Here is a 21,646-nt window from a genome sequence, read left to right on the forward strand (position 1 = left end):
CTGACGCAGCAAAGGAGCCATGGGTATTGGCCACTAACTTACCGACAGCGGCTCGTACTCCCAAGCAGTTGGTAAGGCTTTACGCAAAGCGCATGCAAATAGAGGAAACCTTCCGAGACTTAAAGAGTCCCGTTTACGGATTAGGCCTACGTCAAAGCCGCACCCGTTGCCCCAAAAGGTTCGATATCATTTTGCTGATAGCTTTAATGCTGCAACTCATGTTTTGGCTGGCAGGAATACATGCGCAGCAGCAAGGATGGGACAGGCACTTTCAAGCGAATACAGTCAGAAATCGAAATGTCCTGTCTACCGTCCGGTTAGGTATGGAAGTCCTCAGGCGACCAGACTACGAAATTATAACTCAACACCTCTTAGCTGCGGCTGTGGTTCTAGCCCAGCAGCTCTTAAAAGAGGGCTATGCATTGGCGGATTTATGAGGGGATCTCTCAGCACTAAGTGTCCATCAGGATCTTGAATGACAAAGGTTCGACCGAAGACATCCTCATAAGGAGACTGAACCACATCAAGCTCCATACGCGTCGACCATTGGTTAAAAACGGCATCGACGTTGTCATTAGTGGGTATCATAATGCCAATTTCACTGAGGCGCGTAATCGATGGCGACGGATGATTTCCCCCCGTCCACAAAGCAAACAAGGCATCACCCTGCTCAGAGGCAGGAAATGCAACATATCTTGGGCTAATAAATACGGGCTCACACTGAAACAGGTGTTTATAAAAGTCGACGGAACGATCAATATTAGAGACATAAACCAATTGTAGGTTAGCGCGTGTTTTTATAGACATAGGTTCGCCTAATCACTAGCCAATTAACGGAAACACTAGTCTACTCACACCTAAAAAGCTGTATATATAAACAGTTTAGTATTGGGTATTATGTCGCATATAGGTATGAAAAAGGCCAGCAAACTGGCCTTGAAATATAAAGCAGTAAAGCAGATAGGTGATTGAGTTTAAACGTCGAGGTTTTCCACTTTGAGTGCGTTGTTTTCGATAAAGGCTCGACGTGGCTCAACCTGATCGCCCATTAGGGTAGTAAAGAGCTCATCTGCTGCGACCGCATCGTTGATGGTCACCTGCATCATACGACGCCCTTCAGGATCCATGGTGGTTTCCCAGAGTTGATCAGGATTCATCTCACCCAAACCTTTGTAACGTTGACGCGATACACCACGCATTGATTCTTTAACCAACCAGTTGAGGGCCTGCTCAAACGTCTCCACTTTTTGCGTCCGTTCCCCACGCTTCACGTAAGCACCCTCGTCAAGTAGCTGGTCGAGTGTTTCCGATAAGCTCGCAATACGTCCATATTCTTTCGAATTCAGAAAGTCATAGCTGACTTGGTATTTGTAATCAACGCCATGGGTACGTACCACCAGCTCAGGCACCCAAACTTGATGCTCTTCATCGAAGCGACAAGACGCTTGGTAATGGCTTTCACCGGTCGATTTGCGATTAAGGATGTCGACAATATTCTTAACCCATTTCTTCGCGGCCCATTCGTCACGGAGCTCCTCGACCGCTAAACGCGGTTGGTACAGTAGCTCATTCAGCAATGCCGCTGGATAACGACGCTTCATACGCTGAATCAGTTTGAGTACACCGTTGTACTCTTTGACCAGTTTTTCGAGTGATTCACCGTGCATCGCCGGTGCATCAGGATTCACAAATAAGGAGGCGTTTTCCAATGCAAGCGCGACCTGGTACTGCTCCATTGCTTCATCGTCTTTGATGTACTGCTCTTGCTTGCCCTTCTTCACTTTATAAAGGGGTGGCTGAGCGATATAAATGTAACCACGTTCAATCAACTCAGGCATTTGACGGTAGAAGAAAGTTAATAACAACGTACGAATGTGCGAGCCATCGACGTCGGCATCCGTCATAATGATGATGCTGTGATAGCGCAGTTTATCGGGATCGTACTCTTCACGGCCAATCCCGCAGCCCATAGCCGTAATCAAGGTAGCCACTTCTTGCGATGATAACATCTTATCAAAACGGGCTTTTTCCACGTTTAAGATCTTACCTTTTAGCGGCAAAATCGCTTGGTTTTTACGATTACGCCCTTGTTTTGCAGAGCCACCTGCTGAGTCACCCTCCACAATATAGAGCTCAGACAGGGCAGGATCTTTTTCTTGGCAATCGGCCAATTTACCGGGCAAACCGGCCAAATCTAGTGCCCCTTTACGGCGTGTCATTTCACGGGCTTTACGGGCCGCATCACGTGCACGAGCGGCATCAATAATCTTGGTGCAAACCACTTTGGCATCGGCTGGATGCTCAATTAAGAAATCTGACAAGTGGCTGCTCATCGCCGATTCAACCGCAGACTTAACTTCGGATGACACCAATTTATCTTTGGTTTGGCTAGAGAACTTAGGATCAGGGACTTTAACAGACACGACCGCCGTCAAGCCTTCACGGGCATCATCGCCGGACGTTGCGGCTTTGGCTTTCTTTGAATAGCCTTCTTTTTCCATAAAGCTGTTCAAGGTTCGCGTCAGTGCGCCGCGGAACCCGGCTAAGTGGGTTCCCCCATCACGTTGGGGAATATTGTTAGTGAAGCAATAGATATTCTCTTGGTATCCATCATTCCACTGCATCGATACTTCGACACTGACACCATCATCACGCATGTGTTCAAAGTGGAACACCGATGGATGAATCGCCGTCTTCTTATTATTGAGATGCTCAACGAACGCGCGAATACCGCCTTCGTATTTAAAGTGATCGGATTTGTCTTCCTCTCGTTCATCGATCAATCGGATCGACACACCCGAGTTGAGGAAAGACAGCTCACGTAAACGCTTGGCTAACGTCTCGTAGTTGAAGTTAATCCCCGTGAAGGTTTCTTCACTAGGCCAAAAACGAATGCGGGTACCAGTTTGTTCGGTTTCACCCATTTCGACCAAGGGACCAAGCGGCTCACCGTGAGAAAAGTTGAGTTGGTGAGCGTGGCCATTACGCCAGATCGTCAGTTCAAGCTTCTCGGAAAGCGCGTTTACGACGGAGACACCAACACCGTGTAAGCCGCCAGAGACTTTGTAAGAGTTATCATCAAACTTTCCGCCGGCGTGTAGCACAGTCATGATAACTTGGGCGGCTGAAACACCTTCTTCTTCGTGAATATCAACAGGGATACCACGACCATCGTCGCGGACCGACACAGAGCCGTCTTCGTGAATGGTCGTCACGATATCGTTACAATGTCCGGCCAGTGCTTCATCGATCGAGTTATCGACCACCTCAAACACCATATGGTGTAGGCCGGTACCGTCGTCGGTGTCGCCGATATACATTCCCGGACGCTTACGGACGGCATCCAAGCCCTTCAGTACCTTGATACTCGATGAATCGTATTCGTTGGACATTGAGTTACTCTCGCTTATTTATCCTGCGTTAATTTTGCCATGTTCCACATGAAACATCTTACTATTTTCGTCGCAAATTTCCGCGACTTGATCGGCACTAATGGCGCTGACAAAAACCTGAGCCCCGATACGGGTTAATTCACTGGCTAGCAGTGCCCGGCGGCGGCTGTCTAATTCTGAGGCAAAGTCATCGATCAGGTAGATACAGGCGATGCCTTGCTCTTCGCTATAGAGTTGGCCTTGTGCAAGCCGAAGTGCACAAACCATCAATTTTAATTGCCCTCGAGAGAGCACATCATCGACCGGTGTGCCAGCCACTTTGATGCGTAAATCGGCTTTGTGTGGCCCTGATACCGTGTAGCCCATTTGCTGATCACGTTCAAAGTTGGTTGCCAACAAAGCCTGGTAATCCGTACCGCGCTCCCAGCCCTGGGAAAACCGAAACTGAATCGAGAATTCGGGCAAAAATGCCTGACATAAAGCCGTCGCACGCGCAGCCACGGCCTCCACATAGCTTGTCGCCAAACACTAATTTGTTCCGCTAAGCTGGCAAGCTCCGTATCCCACACTTGAATGTCGCGGTAATGTCGCGCCGTTTTAAGCGCGGCGTTCCGTTGCTTAGTGAGCCGTCTTTACCCGCGTCCATGCTTCAAAAAAACCGGGCTGGGAATGAAACACTCCCCAGTCGATAAACGCACGGCGAAACTTAGGGCCATCGGTCAGTAGCTCAAACCCCTCTGGGGTAATCAGCTGCAGGGGTAGCACTTTGGCCAGCGCCACCAGCTTTTGTCCTTTCTCTTGGCCTATTTTAACATCGGCACTGCCGTCTCGGCGCTTTTGAATCCCGATCGGAAGCAATATCCCATCTTGGGTTTTCACCCGGCCATGCACTGTTAAGCTCGGTTGTTGATGACGGATCACGCGGCTGTTGAGTGCGCTGCGAAATGAGCGCCCGTGGCCAAGAAAATGAATCGCCTCCAAGACACTGGTTTTTCCACTGCCGTTGGGGCCAATTAAAAAGTTAAAGCCTGACGACAGTTCGATATCGCAGGCTTCAATATTTCTGAAGTCATGAATGACCAGTCGAGTAAGCGCCATAATCTAGAGGCGAATGGGCATCACGACATACATGGCGTCATCGCGATCACAGTCCTCAATCAAGGTACTGCCGACCGCGTCTGTCATAGAAAAACGGACCGTGTGACAGCGCAAAACGTTGAGCACATCTAAAACATAACTGACGTTAAAGCCAATCTCGATGGCCTCACCTTGGTAATTCACTTCCAAAAATTCTTCGGCTTCTTCTTGCTCGGGGTTATTGGCCGAAATGCGAAGCTCACTGCCATCTATATTCATCCGAACACCGCGGAATTTCTCATTCGAGAGTACCGCGGCCAGCGACAAGGCTTGCTTGAGCTCCGCGCAATCGACCTCAAGTGTCCGAGACGTTGACTGAGGCAGCACACGACGGTAGTCAGGAAATCGCCCATCGACCAACTTAGAGGTAAAAGTTACGTTACCGACGATCGCACGAATATTGGAGGCTCCAATTTGAATATTGACCAGATTCTCGCTGTCACCCAACAAACGTGCTAATTCACTGACGCCTTTACGCGGCACAATCACTTGTTGCGCCGGAGCGCTCTCGTCCATGGTCAAATGGCATACTGCCATGCGGTGACCATCTGTCCCGACCGTGCGTAACGTTTGTCCGTCGGTTTCGAACAACAAACCATTGAGATAATACCGTACGTCCTGGTTTGCCATTGAAAACTGGGTCGCATCAATCAGATGACTCAGCTTGTTTTGTGGCAGCTGTAGGCTCACATCCGCTTGCCAGTCGTCGATGTTGGGATAATCACTGGCCGGCAACGTGGACAGGGTAAAGCGGCTTCGACCCGCACGCACCACCACACGATCGCCTTCTTGGGCCACCGTAATACGGGCTTCACTGTTCAAGCCTTTAATAATATCCATGAACTTACGCGAGGGAACGGTAATGGCACCATCTAGATACTCCCCCTCCAACGGTGCCGTCGCATTGAGCTCCACCTCCATATCGGTGGCGGTTAGCTTAAGTTGCTGTTCGGCGACTTCAATCAGAAGATTGCTTAAGATCGGTAAGGTACTGCGCCCACCTAAAGCCCCAGAGACTTGTTGCAGCGGTTGAAGTAGCTGCTCACGCGTAAGAATAAATTTCATAATTAGGACGACAATGTTCGAATCAGGTTAGAGTAATCTTCTTTAATATCGTGACTTTCTTCACGCAGTTGCTCAATTTTACGGCACGCATGCAACACCGTTGTATGGTCACGACCGCCAAAAGCATCACCAATTTCTGGCAAGCTGTGGTTGGTCAGCTCTTTCGATAAAGCCATCGCCATTTGACGAGGACGCGCGACCGAACGAGACCGACGCTTGGACAACAAATCAGCCATCTTGATTTTATAATATTCCGCCACGGTTTTCTGAATATTATCGATAGTGACCAGCTTTTCTTGAAGAGCCAGCAGATCGCGCAGCGCTTCTCGGACAAAATCAATAGTGATCGCGCGGCCGGTGAAATTGGCGTTGGCTATAACACGGTTAAGTGCCCCTTCCAACTCGCGTACATTCGAACGCAACCGCTTAGCAATAAAGAAGGCGACTTCATCCGGCAGACGGATTGCGTGATCTTCGGCCTTTTTCATCAAGATCGCGACACGCGTTTCCAATTCTGGCGGTTCGATAGCGACCGTGAGCCCCCAACCAAACCGTGACTTCAAGCGATCCTCTACCCCATTAATTTCTTTTGGATAGCGATCGGAGGTCAAAATGATCTGCTGATTGCCCTCAAGCAAAGCATTAAAAGTATGAAAGAACTCTTCTTGTGAGCGCTCTTTATTGGCAAAAAACTGAATATCATCGATTAATAGCGCATCCACACTGCGGTAATAGCGCTTAAATTCTTCGATAGCGTTGTTTTGCAGTGCTTTGACCATATCTTGCACAAACCGCTCAGAGTGCATGTAGACTACGCGAGCGTCTGCCTTTCGGTCAGAAATGGCATTCCCCACCGCATGTAACAAGTGCGTTTTACCTAGACCGGTACCGCCATACAAAAACAGCGGGTTATATGCCGCCCCTGGATTCCCCGAGACCTGCCGTGCGGCCGCGAGCGCAAGCTGGTTCGATTTACCTTCAACAAAGTTATTAAACTTGTGTTTAGGGTTCACGTTTGAGCGATGGTTTACATCTGATTGCACCGGCGACGGAGCCGGCTCCCAAATGCGTCCGCGTGTTGGTGCAGGTGCCGCTTGTTGTGGCGCAGGTGCTGACGCCGGGCCAGCTGGCGCGGATTGCGGCGCAGCCGCAACGGATTTACTGCCCACTTCAAAGCGCAGCATAGGCACGTCGACACCACAATACTCATTCAGCAGTTGATTAATCTGATGCAGATATTTATCTCGCACCCAATCAAGCACAAAACGGTTAGGGGCAAACAGGGTCAACGTATTGTCATTGAGCTCGGCTTGAAGTGGCCGTACCCACATACTGAATTCTGTTGCAGGTAAATCATCTTGAAGCCGTTCAAGACACTGCAACCAAAGCGATGATGACACGTTTGACTCCACGCAGTTATACCGAAAAGGAAAAGGCCATAATGGTACTCCTGTCGCGCTAAGATCGCTACCCACAAGATCCCGAATTCAGTGAATAAGATCCGACTTATGCACATAGATCCCACAGATAAAACAGAGATCGCCACAGTCTACCCGCTTTTTACTCACAACATTACGCACATCGCACCGTCAACAGGCCCGATCATTCTCGGCCATTTCCAGAGTCTGTCGCGCCGACTCTGTTAATACGTTATGACTAATAACAACAAGGTATTTCTCGCAGGCCCCTCGCTCCCTCTATATTACGTTTCTTATCAATATTGATGTGGTTATTACGGAGCTTTTCATGACTAAATGGATCATCAACGCCTTGCTCAGCCTGAGCATGGTTATTTCTGTCCCCGCTTTTGCCTCTGACACAGTCAAAGTGGGAATGTCTGGCCGCTACTTCCCTTTTACCTTTGTCAAACAAGATAAACTGCAAGGGTTTGAAGTCGATCTGTGGGATGAAATAGGTCGCCGTAATGACTACCAGGTGGAGTATGTGACCGCTAACTTCTCTGGGTTGTTTGGTTTATTACAAACCGGTCGAATCGACACCATCTCGAATCAAATTACCATGACCGATGCGCGCCAAGCGAAATACCTCTTTACCGACCCGTATGTCGTGGATGGTGCGCAAATCACCGTCCGTAAAGGTAATGATATGATTCAATCAGTCGCTGATTTAAAAGACAAGACGGTCGCAGTGAACTTGGGCTCTAACTTTGAGCAGCTACTGCGCGAGCACTCTGCCGCTGGTGACATTAATATCAAAACCTATGAAACCGGCATTGAACACGACGTGGCTCTGGGCCGTGCCGATGCCTTTATTATGGATCGCCTCTCCGCCTTACAATTGATTAAAGAGTCAGGCCTGCCTTTACAACTGGCTGGTCAACCGTTTGAAACCATCGCTAACGCCTGGCCATTTGTCGACAACGAACGCGGTCAGCGTTTGCGTGATGAAGTAAACATGGCATTGACTAATATGCGTGATGACGGCACGTTAGCCGATATTTCAATCAAGTGGTTTGGCGCTGACGTTACCGAAAAGTAAGCATTCACTAACATTAATAAGCCCGCTGTTGGCGGGCTTTTTTGTTTAAAGGACTCTCATGGCGTTTGATTTCGATTATATGATCTCCCTGTTCCCTCTATTGCTTCGCTATTTGGGGATCACCATGGAGATGGCCTTTTTGGGGCTACTTTTCGCCCTCGCCTTGGCCGTCGCTATCGCCTTAATTCGCGTCTTTCGCGTACCTGGGCTCAATGGTTTAGCGCAAATCTTTATTAGCTTCTTTCGAGGCACCCCTTTATTGGTACAGCTGTTTCTCCTCTATTATGGCTTGCCACAGGTGATCCCTAGTTTAGTCGGGATGGATGCCTTTACCGCAGCGGTCATTGGGATCAGCTTGCACTTTTCTGCGTATATGGCCGAATCGATTCGTGCCGCGATTCTCGGGGTCGATCGCAGTCAAATGGAAGCAAGCTTAGCGATCGGCATGACCACGCGACAAGCAATGCAACGCATCATTTTACCGCAAGCCGTGCGCATTGCTCTGCCGTCGTTAATGAACTATTTCATCGATATGATTAAAGCCACGTCACTTGCCTTTACATTAGGGGTCGCTGAAATCATGGCGCAAGCGCAAATGGAAGCCTCATCCAGTTTCAAGTTCTTTGAAGCGTACTTGGCCGTCGCGCTGATTTACTGGGCGATTGTAGTTGTACTCACCCGAGTCCAGTACTGGGCCGAGGCACACCTGAATAAGGCGTATCAACGATGATAAAGATAGAAAAACTGAAAAAAATCTATCAAGGTGTTGCCGTGCTTGACGGCATCGATCTCACTATCGAACGCGGCGAAATTGTCTGTATTATTGGCCCAAGCGGTACCGGAAAGTCGACCCTATTGCGCTGCATTAACGTCTTAGAGCGTGCGGAACAAGGAGTGATAACCATCGGGAAACAACGCGTCGACAGCGGCAATCCTGCCACCCAAAAGCAAGATATTCTGGCATTGCGGCGTCAAACTGGGTTTGTGTTCCAAAACTACGCCTTGTTTGCCCACCTGACCGCGCGCGATAACATCGCTGAAGGACTACGCACCGTGAAAGGATGGCAAAAAGCCAAAGCTCGCCAGCGCGCCCAACAAATTTTGGACGATATCGGACTTAGCGATAAAGGTGACCACTACCCCGCCTCGTTATCCGGGGGGCAGCAGCAACGGGTGGGGATCGGCCGCGCGATGGCGTTGGAGGCGGAGCTCTTGCTCTTTGATGAGCCGACGTCCGCCCTGGACCCAGAATGGGTAGGCGAAGTGCTAGCGCTAATGAAAAAGCTCGCCACGCGCCACCAAACCATGCTGGTGGTCACCCACGAAATGCAATTTGCCCGTGATGTCGCGGATCGTGTGGTATTTATGAACGATGGCCATGTTATCGCTCAAGGCACCCCAGATTGGCTGTTTAATCACTGTGATGATCCCCGGTTGCATAAGTTTCTGAATCAAGTTGGGATCACAGTTTAATTTGCGATCAGTTAGGTAGGATCCTTGCGATCTCTGACTAAGCGCTTATAATTCACGGCCCGAAGTGGCGTGGGTTTTGTGATTGACTAATCGTTAGTCAATGGCTACAATCCGCCCTCTTTGTTGAGAGGCGTGGGAGACCAGCATACTGCTACCCTCCCACGTCGGGTTAACAAACCTAACACTGATCAGTAATAAAGGTAGAAACCATGAAACGCACTTTTCAACCTTCAGTTCTAAAGCGTAAGCGCACTCACGGTTTCCGTGCGCGCATGGCGACTAAGAACGGCCGTAAGGTCATTGCCGCTCGCCGTGCGAAAGGCCGCAAGCAGCTTTCTAAATAATCCGTAGTGATTTGTGAATAAGCTCGCTTATCCTCGGGAGTTACGTCTGCTAACTCCCGAACATTTCAGTGCCGTCTTTCAGCAACCTCATCGCGCAGGTTCGCCGCACTTAACTATACTCGCCAGAGACACCGCACTCGACCACCCACGTCTCGGTCAAGCTGTACCGAAAAAGCAAATCAAACTTGCCGTTGATCGTAACCGCTTTAAACGTGTGGTCCGCGAGAGCTTTCGTTTGCGTCAGCATCAATTGCCGGCGAAAGACTTTGTGGTCATCGCGAAAAAAAGTGCCAACAACCTGAGTAATCAAGCGCTGCGAGACGAATTGGACAAGTTATGGCAACGTTTGTCGCGACCGCCGCGCAAAAAGCGCTCATCGCGCTGATTCGGGGATACCAACTGGTGATTAGCCCATTAATTGGGCCACGATGCCGGTTCACACCAACCTGCTCGCATTACGCCATCATGGCGATTCAATCCCATGGTGTGATAAAAGGGTGTTGGTTGGCAGGCAAACGTCTATTAAAATGCCACCCTTTGAATGATGGCGGTTACGATCCTGTGCCGCCTTGCGACCACCATAACAGAGACAATTAACAATGGATTCCCAACGCAATATCCTGTTGATTGCCCTATTGTTCGTTTCTTTCATGCTATACATGGAATGGAGCAAACCAGAATCCCCGCAACCGCAGGGACAGGGCGTTGAGCAGCAGCAAACGACTCACAGTGACGTGCCGAGCAGCAATGACGGTAACGACACCACGTCTCTTGATGCACAGCCTGTCTCTGACAAGCTCGTCACCATCAAAACCGACGTATTAACACTAAAAATTGATACGCAAGGCGGTGATGTTGTCCATGCCGAGCTTCCACAATACGATGCTGAGCTGGACTCTGACAATGCTTTCACATTGCTGCATACCAAGCCGGATCATACCTTTGTCGCGCAAAGTGGTTTAATTGGTGCCAATGGCATTGATACCGCAGAAGGCCGCGCACAATACCAGGTGACGCAGAGCGACTTCTCTCTCTCAGACTCAGACGATACCTTACGTGTCCCGATGACAGTCGAAAAAGACGGGATTACTTATACCAAGACCTTTGTGTTTAAGCGTGGTAGTTATGCGGTAGACGTTGAACATACAATTAATAACCAAACCGATGCCAACGCTAGCGTGACCATGTACACCCAGCTAAAACAAAACTTGCTGGATGATGGTGGCAGCCTCACCATGCCGACTTACCGCGGCAGCGCCTACTCAACCGACGACAAGCGTTACGAGAAATACAGCTTTGATGATATGGAAAGCAAAAATCTCAACGTAACCTTTGATCAAGGTTGGGCGGCAATGATTCAGCACTACTTTGCCACCGCGTGGATCCCACGCGCCGACAATAATGTGTTGAGCACACGTACCACCTCACAATACGGTTATATTCAAACCAAAACCAGTGACACCATCCCGGCCGGTACCCGTAAAACGCTGACGGCGACCCTATGGGTAGGCCCGAAACTGCAAGAACAAATGGCCGCCGTGGCGCCAAGCTTGGATTTGGTGGTTGATTATGGTTGGCTGTGGTTTATCGCTAAACCGCTGCACTGGTTGTTGTCAACCATCCAGACCTTCGTGGGGAACTGGGGCCTTGCCATCATCATGTTGACCTTCATCGTCCGTGGTGCCATGTACCCGCTCACCAAAGCGCAGTACACCTCAATGGCCAAGATGCGCATGCTGCAGCCTAAACTGCAAGAAATGAAAGAGCGCATTGGTGACGACCGTCAGCGCATGAGTCAAGAGATGATGGCGCTGTACAAGCGCGAAAAGGTTAACCCGCTGGGTGGCTGCCTCCCGCTGGTGCTGCAAATGCCGATATTTATTGCGCTATATTGGGCATTGATGGAATCGGTCGAGCTACGTCACGCCCCCTTCTTTGGTTGGATTCAAGACTTGTCAGCACAAGACCCTTTCTATGTGCTACCGCTGTTGATGGGGGCATCCATGTTCCTGATTCAGAAGATGAGCCCAACCACGGTCACGGATCCGATGCAGCAGAAGATCATGACCTTTATGCCTGTGGTCTTTACGTTCTTCTTCTTGTTCTTCCCATCCGGTCTGGTTCTATACTGGTTGGTATCGAACGTGGTCACGCTGCTCCAACAGACGTTAATCTACAAGTCGTTGGAGAAAAAAGGCCTGCATTCGCGCTCGTAACTCAGGCCGCGTCAAGCAATAATAAAAAGGCGACCCGGCGGTCGCCTTTTTTACTGTTTAGGGCCCACGGGCCTGTCACCGCAATCATAGAGTGTGCATTATGGCTCAAACAGACACTATCGTGGCGCAAGCTACAGCAACTGGCCGCGGCGGTGTGGGGATCGTTCGCGTGTCTGGCCCCCTCGCCGACCACATTGGTAAACACCTCACAGGACGCGACTTGGTCGCGCGTCGTGCCGACTATCTTCCCTTTCTTGATCAAAATAATCACCCGATAGACCAAGGTATTGCCTTGTTCTTTAAAGGACCTCATTCCTTCACCGGTGAAGACGTCCTAGAACTACAAGGCCATGGCGGCCCAGTGATCATGGATATGCTCATCCAAAGAATTAGCGCCTTCGACGGAGTACGAGCCGCCCGCCCAGGTGAGTTTTCTGAACGCGCTTTCTTAAATGACAAACTCGACCTGGCTCAAGCTGAAGCCATTGCCGACTTAATTGATGCTAGCTCCGAGCAGGCCGCACGTTCGGCGCTGCAGTCGTTGCAAGGCGCCTTCTCTAGCCAAGTGAACGCACTGGTGGAAAAGGTGATTCACCTGCGTATTTACGTTGAAGCGGCAATTGATTTTCCCGATGAAGAAATTGATTTCCTCTCTGATGGCAAAGTCGCCAACGATCTCAATCATATTATCGACCATCTCGCTACTTTACGTAAGGAAGCCAACCAAGGCGCTATCATGCGTGAAGGGATGAAGGTAGTGATCGCTGGGCGCCCGAATGCAGGAAAATCGAGCTTACTCAACGCCTTGTCGGGTAAAGACAGTGCGATTGTGACTGATATCGCTGGGACCACGCGTGATGTGCTGCGTGAACACATCCATATTGACGGGATGCCTTTGCATATCATTGATACCGCAGGCTTGCGTGAAGCATCTGACGAGGTGGAACGTATCGGTGTGGAGAGAGCGTGGGATGAAATCGAGCAAGCAGACCGCGTCTTATTTATGGTGGATGGCACCACCACTGATGCCACCGAACCACGCGAAATCTGGCCGGATTTTGTGTCCCGTTTACCTCAAGAAATGGGGATGACGGTGATCCGCAACAAAGCCGACATGACAGGCGAACCCATGGGATACAGTGATACCAACCACCCAGCCTTATCCGTCTTAGCGCCAAAACCGGCCAAGGCGTCGATGCACTCCGTCAACACCTCAAAGCCTGTATGGGCTATGCCGGAGGCAGTGAAGGCCGCTTTATGGCACGTCGTCGCCATTTAGATGCGCTCGCCAGTGCAGCCACGCATTTGGACATTGGCCAAACACAATTGGAAGGTTACATGGCCGGTGAAATACTGGCGGAAGAGTTACGCCTTACCCAGCAGTACCTTAATACCATTACCGGTGAATTTAGCGCCGATGATTTATTAGGGAAAATATTCTCCTCATTTTGTATTGGCAAATAATTATCCCCAACCTGATCACGGGATCCTGACACAAAGGATCCCTTACCCTCACTGCATTGATCGCCGTTATCCTTATCATAAGATCATAAGTTATCCCCATAGTTTTCACCATGTTCACCCCAACTTGATCACCGCGAACATCCTCAATATTCAGCAATAATTGACTCCTAGGAACAAGGTCTCAATACTAGGCGCGAGACTCTTAATAATGAGGATAATATGGCGACTATAACGATTATTACCGGTAGCACCTTAGGTGGCGCAGAATATGTTGGCGATCACCTGTCAGAGCAACTGCAAGCAAAAGGCTACCAAACGACCGTCATCAATGAGGGGATCATTGACGATGTACTCGGTGCCAATACCTTGTTGATCGTCACCTCAACGCATGGTGCAGGGGATTTTCCAGACAGTATTTCGCCTCTAATGGAACAGTTGCTTACCGATCGCCCAATGCTTCGTGACCTGCAATACGGCGTGGTTGGGATTGGCGATTCTAGCTATGACACCTTTTGTGAAGCAGGCATGAAAGCAGACGCCTTATTACAAGACCTCGGGGCAGTCAAAATTGGCGAACGGATCGACATCGATATCCAAGCTCATCCCATACCTGAAGATGAAGCAGAACGCTGGTTAACAGATTGGGAGCCCTTACTTCAGGCATCTAAGTGAACAATAATTGAACAAACCATCTGTGGATAACTAATGAATAACCCAGTGTTCTTCCTTTAGTTATCCATTTGATACTTTTTCCTATTGATCGCCCTGTGGATAAGATGCCTAGTTGACCCCAGGTGATACAGGATCCGATCCAAGGCCACCCACAGAAAGTGATCGTCCCAAGATCCTTGATCTCAATGATCTTTTACCGCTTATCCACTGAGATCCTCTTCCCTAATAGTAGATCTAATAAAAGATCTATATAAAGATCTTATATATATAAAGCGAAAGCCTTAAGAAGATCAGGATCAAGGTTTGGTTCCTTGTTGAGAGAAAAAGCGCTAGAATGTCGCCCCTTTTGCTTAGTTCATGCGCAAACACTTAACCAGGTTGAGGCTTTAATCATGTTTTACCAGGATCACTTTGACGTCATCGTTGTGGGTGGTGGCCATGCTGGTACCGAGGCAGCACTAGCCGCCGCTCGGATGGATCAAAGAACGTTGTTGTTAACCCATAATATCGACACTTTGGGACAAATGTCGTGTAACCCTGCGATTGGCGGGATCGGGAAAGGACACCTGGTAAAAGAGATTGATGCCCTTGGCGGCGCAATGGCGCAAGCTATCGACAAAGGCGGGATCCAGTTTAGAACCCTGAACGCGTCGAAAGGTCCAGCGGTGCGAGCGACACGCGCACAAGCTGATCGTGCGTTGTACAAAGCCGCGATCCGCCACACTCTAGAAAACACCCCAAATCTGTCCCTTTTCCAGCAAGCCGTGGTGGATTTGATCGTCGATCAAGATCGCGTTACTGGCGTAGAAACGGAAATGGGACTGAAATTCAGCGCCACCACAGTGGTATTGACCGTCGGCACCTTTTTGGGCGGGAAAATCCATATTGGCATGGATAACTATTCTGGGGGGCGTGCAGGGGATCCGCCTTCGAACAAACTTGCTGATCGCTTGCGCGCACTGCCATTCCGAGTCGATCGCCTTAAAACGGGACCCCCCCACGTATTGACGCCCGTTCGGTCGATTTCTCTGTGATGCAAACGCAGCATGGTGATACGCCGCGTCCGGTCTTTTCTTTCTTGGGTGATGTGAGTCAGCACCCTGAACAGATGCCTTGCTATATCACGTATACCAATGAAAAAACGCATGATGTGATTCGAGAAAACTTATCTCGAAGCCCGATGTATGCCGGTGTTATTGAAGGGATTGGTCCACGCTATTGCCCATCCATTGAAGACAAAGTGATGCGCTTTGCTGACAAAGACAAACACCAAATCTTTGTGGAGCCTGAGGGACTAACTAGCAATGAGCTCTATCCCAATGGTATTTCCACCAGCTTACCGTTTGATGTGCAAATGGGGATCATTCAATCGATCAAAGGGTTTGAAAACGCCAAAGTGATCCGCCCAGGTTATGCGATCGAATATGACTTCTTCGATCCTCGCGATCTCAAGCAAACGCTAGAAACCAAATTTATTCGCGGATTATTCTTTGCCGGACAAATTAACGGCACCACGGGTTATGAAGAAGCGGGCGCACAAGGCTTGCTGGCTGGCTGTAACGCCGCGCTGCAAGCACAAGGCAAAGAAGGTTGGAGCCCTCGGCGAGACCAAGCGTACATGGGGGTGTTGATTGACGATCTCTCTACGATGGGGACCCAAGAACCCTACCGCATGTTTACCTCTCGTGCTGAGTACCGCTTATTACTGCGTGAAGACAATGCGGATATGCGTTTAACGGAGAAAGGCCGTGAGCTCGGCTTGGTAGATGATGAGCGCTGGGCGCGTTTTAACCAGAAAATGGAAAACATGGAGCAAGAGCGTCAGCGATTACGCGGCACTTGGATCCATCCGCATTCTGACGATGTCACTGCGCTCAATGCAATGCTCAAAACACCACTAACACGTGAAGCGAATGGTGAGGATCTCCTGCGCCGTCCAGAGTTGCGGTATTGCGATATTGTGACATTGCCAAGCTTTGAACCGGCGCATGCGGATCAGCAAGCCAGTGAACAGGTTGAAATTCAGGTTAAATACGCAGGTTATATTGACCGTCAGCAAGATGAGATTGCGAAATCGCAACGGCATGAAAATACCGAATTACCTACCGATCTCGATTACGACCAAATAAAAGGTTTATCGAACGAAGTGAAAGGTAAGCTCGCCGATACACGTCCTGAAACCGTGGGCAAAGCATCGCGTATCTCTGGTGTCACGCCGGCGGCTATCTCCATTCTGCTTGTCCATTTGAAAAAGCAAGGCATGCTGAAAAAAGGGGCATAAAATGGAAAAGCAACTAGAACACGGGCTGGCACAAGCTGGCCTCGTTATGTCGGTGCAACAGCAACAGCAATTGCTCGACTACGTGCGTCTGCTGCACAAATGGAATAAAGCGTACAATTTAACCTCGGTACGTCACCCTGACGACATGGTGGTGAAACATATTCTTGATAGCCTAGTGGTCTCACCATATCTTGAAGGCCAACAGTTTATTGATGTCGGCACAGGACCAGGGCTGCCAGGGATCCCATTGGCCATTGCCAATCCCGATAAACAATTCACCTTATTGGATAGTTTGGGCAAACGGATTCGCTTTATTCGCCAAGTTCTCCACGAACTTGGCCTCACAAATGTGACCCCTGTCCAAAGTCGAGTAGAAGACTTTACCCCTGACCATGGATTTGATGCTGTACTCAGTCGCGCCTTTGCATCAATGAGTGACATGGTGAGCTGGTGCCACCACTTGCCGCATGAGCAAGGGTACTTCTATGCGTTGAAAGGGCAAGTGGACCAACAAGAAATTGATGCGCTTCCGGCTGATTGTTCTGTGACCGATATCAAAGCTTTGAAGGTACCGGGATTGGAAGGGGCGCGTCATCTAGTAATCTTGAGAGCTAAGAGTAACGAGTAGAGGTCGAAAGCACGTGGGTAAAGTTATCGCGGTAGCAAACCAAAAGGGCGGCGTGGGAAAAACCACCACGAGTGTCAATCTCGCAGCATCACTGGCTGCCACCAATCGCAAGGTGCTACTGATCGATTTGGACCCACAAGGCAATGCGACCATGGCGAGTGGCGTTGACAAGTACGATGTCCATGCCACGGCCTATGATCTCCTGATTGAAGAAACGCCGTTCGAACAAGTCGTGGTCGAGGATACGGCAGGGAGCTATCACCTTATCGCTGCCAATGGTGATGTGACGGCAGCAGAAATCAAGTTGATGGAAGTATTTGCTCGTGAGGTGCGTCTACGTACGATGCTTGAGACTGTCGTCGACCGTTATGATTATATTTTTATTGACTGCCCCCCCTCACTGAACCTTCTGACCATCAACGCGATGACTGCAGCCAATTCTGTGCTCGTCCCGATGCAATGTGAATACTTTGCACTAGAAGGGTTGACCGCCTTAATGGATACTATTAGCAAGCTGGCAAGTGTCGTGAACGCCGACCTTCACGTTGAAGGTGTATTGCGCACTATGTACGACCCAAGAAACCGATTAGCGACCGAAGTATCGGATCAGATCAAAAAACACTTCGGTAATAAGGTGTATCGTACAGTGATTCCCCGCAATGTGCGGCTCGCAGAAGCGCCAAGTCATGGCCGACCCGCCATGTACTACGACAAACTATCGAGCGGTGCTAAAGCCTATCTCGCCCTTGCGGGTGAAATACTGCGTCGCGAAGAGCAAGCTCGCTCCTCGCAAAACGCTGTCAATGCCTGAGGAAAACAATGAATTCAGCGAAACGTGGGCTTGGAAAGGGCCTCGATGCCTTGCTGGCGACCAGTGCACAAGCACAGTCTTCACAAACAGCGGCCCTGAATCGACCGATACCAGCAACAGCGAATTACAACCGTTGCCGCTCACCGTGTTAGAGCCGGGCCAGTATCAGCCGCGACAAGGTATGGCTGAAGACGCGCTGGAAGAGTTGACTGAGTCAATCCGTGCCCAAGGTGTGATTCAACCTCTCGTTGTGCGTCAACTTGCGGCTGGACGTTACGAGATCATTGCCGGTGAGCGTCGTTGGCGAGCGGCTAAACAAGCAGGGTTAAAGCATGTTCCTTGTTTGGTTCGTAAAATGACTGACAAAGTCGCCAGTGCGGTCGCCTTGATTGAAAATATTCAACGCGAAAACCTCAATGCGATGGAAGAAGCGCAGGCATTGGCGCGTTTAGTAGATGAATTTGAACTTACCCATCAACAGCTTGCTGAATCGCTGGGTAAGTCTCGGACCACCATTAGCAACCTACTTCGATTAAATGGGTTGGAGTCCGGGGTGCGGCAATTGCTGCTCAACAAACAACTCGAGATGGGCCACGCACGTGCCTTGCTGGCACTTGAAGGCGACGTACAGATTGATGCGGCTTTGACCGCGGTCAATAAGAAGATGACGGTTCGCCAAATAGAAAAACTAGTAAAAAAGATGCTTTCGCCACCTGTTGAAGCGAAAAAGCCTGAATTATCACCTGAAGTCGAAGCCCTTCAGCAACGCCTTGGCGATAAATTTGGTGTGAGTGTCGCTTTAACACAACAGAAAAACGGCAGTGGAAAATTGGTGATTAATTTTGAAGAATCTGAAAAGTTAGCGCAAATTCTTGCAATTTTCGACGAAGAAATGTGATTTATATCAGTCGCTTTTTGTTACATAAAAGCGCTTACTGTGATCGGGTTACACTGTTGTAAAATTCCCCCTGTTTTTTTACATTGATGCGATTGCATTAGTCGGGGCGAAACGTATAATTTTTGCTGTTTTCCCAGCACGGCAATAGTGCTAAGTGGAACGGAATCGAGGAACAAATACATGGTATCGACGCTCGCGCGGCCGGGTCGTGAAATCGCGACAAAATTGGTGCTTTTGCAAGCTGGCGTCGTATTAGCAACGGCAATCTTGATGGCACTAGCTATCAATGTCGACTGGGGAAAATCCGCGTTGATCGGTGGGGGCATCTTTGTGATAGCCAATGCCGTGTTTGCATCGTGTGCTTTCCTGTTTAGTGGGGCAAGAGCTGCAAAATTTGTGGTGGCGTCCTTCTTTGGCGGTGAAGTTCTAAAAATTTCACTGACCGTCGTCTTGTTTGTCCTTGTTTACCTGTATGTCGAGGTGGAACTTGTTCCCCTCAAACTGGCCTATTTGCTGGCATTAGGGATTAATATCTTTGCGCCAGTTTTATTCATTAACAACAACAAATAGGATGAGTTATGGCTGCGTCAGGTGATGCGCTTACACCGTCTAGCTACATCACTCACCACCTGACTAACTTGTCAGTGGGTGAAGGGTTTTGGTCGGTTCATATTGATAGCCTGTTTTTCTCTGTCCTCATCGGTATCGTCTTCTTAGGCATTTTCCGATCGGTGGCAAAGAAAGCGTCGACAGGTGTCCCGGGTAAGCTTCAGTGTTTTATCGAGATCTTGGTTGAGTTCGTTGATGACAATGTCCGCGAAACCTTCCATGGACGCAATCCGCTGATCGCACCTTTGGCCCTGACTATCTTCGTCTGGATATTCCTGATGAATACGATGGACTTAATTCCTATCGATTTTCTTCCGTATCCAGCGGAACACTGGTTGGGTATTCCATACTTAAAAGTGGTGCCAACTGCAGATGTAAATATCACCCTTGCGATGGCGCTGGGCGTGTTCTTCTTGATGATCTTCTATAGCATCAAGATAAAAGGTGTGGGTGGCTTTGCTAAAGAGCTCGCGTTACACCCGTTTAATCACCCTATCATGATCCCGTTCAACCTTCTGTTGGAACTGGTCTCGCTGTTGGCGAAACCTATTTCACTATCGATGCGTCTGTTCGGTAACATGTTTGCCGGTGAGGTGGTATTTATTCTTATCGCGGCCTTATTGCCGTGGTGGGCGCAATGGCTAGGCGCTGTGCCGTGGGCAATCTTCCACATTCTAGTCATTACGATTCAAGCCTTTGTCTTTATGATGTTGACCATCGTGTATCTCTCGCAGGCACACGAAGATCCAGATCATTGATGACATTTTTTAGAAAGCAATTTGTTAGTCATTATTGGCTCATAGCCGACAACGAAAACTGGAGATAGTGATGGAAACTTTATTGAGCTTTTCTGCAATTGCCGTGGGCATCATTGTAGGTCTTGCTTCCCTTGGTACTGCGATTGGTTTCGCCCTGCTGGGTGGTAAATTCCTTGAAGGTGCAGCACGTCAACCTGAGATGGCTCCTATGCTGCAAGTTAAGATGTTCATCATCGCAGGTCTTCTTGATGCGGTACCAATGATCGGTATTGTTATTGCCTTGCTGTTCACGTTCGCGAACCCATTTGTAGGTCAACTGTAAACTGGCTAGTAGCTGAACAGACCCTTTAGCTTATGATTAAGGAGGCGCCGTTGTGAATATCAACGCAACTCTGCTAGGCCAGGCAATCGCGTTCACTATCTTTGTGTGGTTCTGCATGAAATATGTATGGCCACCATTGATGCAAGCGATTGAAGAGCGTCAGAAGAAAATTGCTGACGGTCTCGCGGCGGCTGATCGCGCCGCCAAAGACCTGGATTTAGCCCAGGCGAACGCTTCTGATCAATTGAAAGAAGCGAAGCGCAATGCAACTGACATTATCGAGCAGGCCAATAAACGCAAAGCACAAATCCTCGATGAGGCACGTGTTGAAGCGGCTGCTGAGCGCGACAATATCCTGAATCAGGGTAAGGCCGAGTTGGAAGCTGAGCGTAACCGCGCACGCGATGATCTGCGTAAGCAAGTCGCATCGCTCGCTGTTATTGGTGCCGAGAAAATTATTGAGCAATCTATTGATCAGAATGCTCATAAAGATCTTCTCGATAAAATCACTGCAGAACTGTAATAAGGAGGGGCAGCAATGTCTGAATTGACAACACTCGCTCGCCCCTACGCGAAAGCAGCCTTTGATTTTGCGGTAGAAAAAGGTGAGTTAGCCCAATGGGCTGAAATGCTTGCCTTTACTGCTGAGATTGCCCGTGATGAACGCGTAAAACATATGTTGGACGCGTCCTATTCTGCCGAGAAATTGGCCGATATTTTCATCACTGTGGGTGGCGATCAGCTCAACGATTTCGGCCAAAACTTGATAAAAGTAATGGCGGAAAACAAGCGTCTAAAAGCGCTTCCTGAGGTTTGTGAACAGTTCCTTGCGATGCGCGCGGAATTGGACAAAGAAGTTGACGTCCAAGTGATGTCAGCGACGGCTCTCTCCGAAGAGCAACAACAAGCCATCAGTAACAAGCTCACGACGCGTTTTGAGCGCAAAGTAAAGCTGAACTGTAGTGTAGACGAAGCCTGATTGCCGGGGTTATTATTCGAGCTGGAGACTTGGTCATCGATAACTCAGTAAGTGGCCGTATGCGCCGCCTGAGCGATGCATTGCAGTCTTGATTTGGG

Annotated in this window: 19 protein-coding genes and 5 pseudogenes; 19 read left to right on the top strand and 5 right to left on the bottom strand. The window is 49.4% G+C overall.

The window, feature by feature from the left end:
- Positions 1-437: IS4 family transposase (locus tag DZ54_RS0101380; protein ID WP_025672857.1), on the top strand; the 437-nt coding region annotated here is incomplete at its 5' end.
- Here the strand turns inward: DZ54_RS0101380 and DZ54_RS23910 are convergent.
- The 5 genes and pseudogenes from DZ54_RS23910 to dnaA all read right to left on the bottom strand — a co-directional run bounded on the left by DZ54_RS23910 (position 355) and on the right by dnaA (position 6,994).
- Positions 355-807, bottom strand: coding sequence for a VOC family protein (locus DZ54_RS23910; RefSeq protein ID WP_081721566.1), 453 nt, complete (start codon positions 805-807; stop codon positions 355-357). The genes DZ54_RS0101380 and DZ54_RS23910 overlap by 83 nt on opposite strands.
- Positions 808-974: 167 nt before the next feature.
- Entirely contained in the window at positions 975-3,392 is a 2,418-nt protein-coding gene (gyrB, locus tag DZ54_RS0101390) for a DNA topoisomerase (ATP-hydrolyzing) subunit B (protein ID WP_025672859.1), read from the bottom strand.
- 18 nt (positions 3,393-3,410) lie between these two features.
- Positions 3,411-4,490: pseudogene (recF, locus tag DZ54_RS18010) on the bottom strand (DNA replication/repair protein RecF).
- Positions 4,491-4,493: 3 nt separating this feature from the next.
- Positions 4,494-5,594, bottom strand: a complete 1,101-nt coding sequence (gene dnaN / locus DZ54_RS0101400; protein ID WP_025672860.1) for a DNA polymerase III subunit beta — start codon at positions 5,592-5,594, stop codon at positions 4,494-4,496.
- Positions 5,595-5,596: 2 nt separating this feature from the next.
- Positions 5,597-6,994 carry a chromosomal replication initiator protein DnaA gene (gene dnaA, locus DZ54_RS0101405; RefSeq protein WP_025672861.1) on the bottom strand — a complete coding sequence of 466 codons (1,398 nt, stop codon included), beginning with the start codon at positions 6,992-6,994 and terminating at the stop codon, positions 5,597-5,599.
- Between the two features lie 346 nt (positions 6,995-7,340).
- On the opposite strand from dnaA, the gene DZ54_RS0101410 reads away from it, so the two are divergent.
- From DZ54_RS0101410 to atpH, 18 genes and pseudogenes are all read left to right on the top strand, one after another.
- Complete coding sequence (locus tag DZ54_RS0101410; RefSeq protein WP_025672862.1) at positions 7,341-8,093, top strand: amino acid ABC transporter substrate-binding protein; 753 nt, start codon at positions 7,341-7,343, stop codon at positions 8,091-8,093.
- Between the two features lie 58 nt (positions 8,094-8,151).
- Entirely contained in the window at positions 8,152-8,823 is a 672-nt protein-coding gene (locus DZ54_RS0101415; protein WP_025672863.1) for an amino acid ABC transporter permease, read from the top strand.
- On the top strand, positions 8,820-9,566 hold the full coding sequence (locus tag DZ54_RS18015; protein ID WP_037353251.1) for an amino acid ABC transporter ATP-binding protein: 747 nt from the start codon (positions 8,820-8,822) through the stop codon (positions 9,564-9,566). Before DZ54_RS0101415 ends, DZ54_RS18015 begins: the two co-directional genes overlap by 4 nt.
- Positions 9,567-9,775: 209 nt before the next feature.
- A complete protein-coding gene (gene rpmH, locus DZ54_RS0101425) occupies positions 9,776-9,910 on the top strand; it encodes a 50S ribosomal protein L34 (RefSeq protein ID WP_025672864.1) in 135 nt (44 codons plus the stop codon).
- Positions 9,911-9,923: 13 nt separating this feature from the next.
- Positions 9,924-10,295, top strand: coding sequence for a ribonuclease P protein component (gene rnpA / locus DZ54_RS0101430; RefSeq protein WP_025672865.1), 372 nt, complete (start codon positions 9,924-9,926; stop codon positions 10,293-10,295).
- Positions 10,247-10,507: a membrane protein insertion efficiency factor YidD gene (yidD, locus tag DZ54_RS23915; protein ID WP_077456636.1), complete on the top strand. Its 261-nt coding sequence runs from the start codon at positions 10,247-10,249 to the stop codon at positions 10,505-10,507. Before rnpA ends, yidD begins: the two co-directional genes overlap by 49 nt.
- Positions 10,508-10,509: 2 nt before the next feature.
- On the top strand, positions 10,510-12,126 hold the full coding sequence (yidC, locus tag DZ54_RS0101435) for a membrane protein insertase YidC (protein WP_025672866.1): 1,617 nt from the start codon (positions 10,510-10,512) through the stop codon (positions 12,124-12,126).
- Between the two features lie 100 nt (positions 12,127-12,226).
- Positions 12,227-13,590: pseudogene (gene mnmE, locus DZ54_RS18020) on the top strand (tRNA uridine-5-carboxymethylaminomethyl(34) synthesis GTPase MnmE).
- A 219-nt stretch (positions 13,591-13,809) separates the two neighbouring features.
- On the top strand, positions 13,810-14,262 hold the full coding sequence (gene mioC / locus DZ54_RS0101450; protein WP_025672867.1) for an FMN-binding protein MioC: 453 nt from the start codon (positions 13,810-13,812) through the stop codon (positions 14,260-14,262).
- A gap of 392 nt (positions 14,263-14,654) precedes the next feature.
- A pseudogene (gene mnmG, locus DZ54_RS18025) lies at positions 14,655-16,543 on the top strand (tRNA uridine-5-carboxymethylaminomethyl(34) synthesis enzyme MnmG).
- Position 16,544: 1 nt separating this feature from the next.
- Complete coding sequence (gene rsmG, locus DZ54_RS0101460) at positions 16,545-17,171, top strand: 16S rRNA (guanine(527)-N(7))-methyltransferase RsmG (protein ID WP_025672868.1); 627 nt, start codon at positions 16,545-16,547, stop codon at positions 17,169-17,171.
- A 13-nt stretch (positions 17,172-17,184) separates the two neighbouring features.
- Positions 17,185-17,982, top strand: a complete 798-nt coding sequence (locus DZ54_RS0101465; protein ID WP_025672869.1) for a ParA family protein — start codon at positions 17,185-17,187, stop codon at positions 17,980-17,982.
- An 8-nt stretch (positions 17,983-17,990) separates the two neighbouring features.
- Positions 17,991-18,880 (top strand): annotated as a pseudogene (locus tag DZ54_RS18030) (ParB/RepB/Spo0J family partition protein).
- Between the two features lie 180 nt (positions 18,881-19,060).
- Positions 19,061-19,450: a F0F1 ATP synthase subunit I gene (locus DZ54_RS0101475; RefSeq protein ID WP_025672870.1), complete on the top strand. Its 390-nt coding sequence runs from the start codon at positions 19,061-19,063 to the stop codon at positions 19,448-19,450.
- An 8-nt stretch (positions 19,451-19,458) separates the two neighbouring features.
- The gene (gene atpB / locus DZ54_RS0101480) at positions 19,459-20,247 is read left to right on the top strand and encodes a F0F1 ATP synthase subunit A (RefSeq protein ID WP_025672871.1); all 789 of its coding nucleotides are present in this window, start codon (positions 19,459-19,461) and stop codon (positions 20,245-20,247) included.
- A 70-nt stretch (positions 20,248-20,317) separates the two neighbouring features.
- Entirely contained in the window at positions 20,318-20,569 is a 252-nt protein-coding gene (atpE, locus tag DZ54_RS0101485) for a F0F1 ATP synthase subunit C (RefSeq protein ID WP_025672872.1), read from the top strand.
- A 52-nt stretch (positions 20,570-20,621) separates the two neighbouring features.
- The gene (gene atpF, locus DZ54_RS0101490) at positions 20,622-21,092 is read left to right on the top strand and encodes a F0F1 ATP synthase subunit B (RefSeq protein ID WP_025672873.1); all 471 of its coding nucleotides are present in this window, start codon (positions 20,622-20,624) and stop codon (positions 21,090-21,092) included.
- Positions 21,093-21,107: 15 nt separating this feature from the next.
- A pseudogene (gene atpH / locus DZ54_RS18035) lies at positions 21,108-21,640 on the top strand (F0F1 ATP synthase subunit delta).
- Positions 21,641-21,646 lie beyond the last annotated feature (6 nt).

The sequence above is a fragment of the Salinivibrio socompensis S35 genome (genome assembly GCF_000513715.1).
Taxonomy (GTDB): domain Bacteria; phylum Pseudomonadota; class Gammaproteobacteria; order Enterobacterales; family Vibrionaceae; genus Salinivibrio; species Salinivibrio socompensis.

Coding starts and splice junctions, on each gene's coding strand:
- gyrB (WP_025672859.1), bottom strand. CDS start 3,392: ATGTCCAACGAATACGATTCATCGAGTATCAAGGTACTGAAGGGCTTG.
- dnaN (WP_025672860.1), bottom strand. CDS start 5,594: ATGAAATTTATTCTTACGCGTGAGCAGCTACTTCAACCGCTGCAACAA.
- DZ54_RS0101415 (WP_025672863.1), top strand. CDS start 8,152: ATGGCGTTTGATTTCGATTATATGATCTCCCTGTTCCCTCTATTGCTT.
- atpE (WP_025672872.1), top strand. CDS start 20,318: ATGGAAACTTTATTGAGCTTTTCTGCAATTGCCGTGGGCATCATTGTA.
- rpmH (WP_025672864.1), top strand. CDS start 9,776: ATGAAACGCACTTTTCAACCTTCAGTTCTAAAGCGTAAGCGCACTCAC.
- atpB (WP_025672871.1), top strand. CDS start 19,459: ATGGCTGCGTCAGGTGATGCGCTTACACCGTCTAGCTACATCACTCAC.
- DZ54_RS18015 (WP_037353251.1), top strand. CDS start 8,820: ATGATAAAGATAGAAAAACTGAAAAAAATCTATCAAGGTGTTGCCGTG.
- yidD (WP_077456636.1), top strand. CDS start 10,247: ATGGCAACGTTTGTCGCGACCGCCGCGCAAAAAGCGCTCATCGCGCTG.
- rsmG (WP_025672868.1), top strand. CDS start 16,545: ATGGAAAAGCAACTAGAACACGGGCTGGCACAAGCTGGCCTCGTTATG.
- DZ54_RS0101475 (WP_025672870.1), top strand. CDS start 19,061: ATGGTATCGACGCTCGCGCGGCCGGGTCGTGAAATCGCGACAAAATTG.
- DZ54_RS23910 (WP_081721566.1), bottom strand. CDS start 807: ATGTCTATAAAAACACGCGCTAACCTACAATTGGTTTATGTCTCTAAT.
- yidC (WP_025672866.1), top strand. CDS start 10,510: ATGGATTCCCAACGCAATATCCTGTTGATTGCCCTATTGTTCGTTTCT.
- DZ54_RS0101410 (WP_025672862.1), top strand. CDS start 7,341: ATGACTAAATGGATCATCAACGCCTTGCTCAGCCTGAGCATGGTTATT.
- mioC (WP_025672867.1), top strand. CDS start 13,810: ATGGCGACTATAACGATTATTACCGGTAGCACCTTAGGTGGCGCAGAA.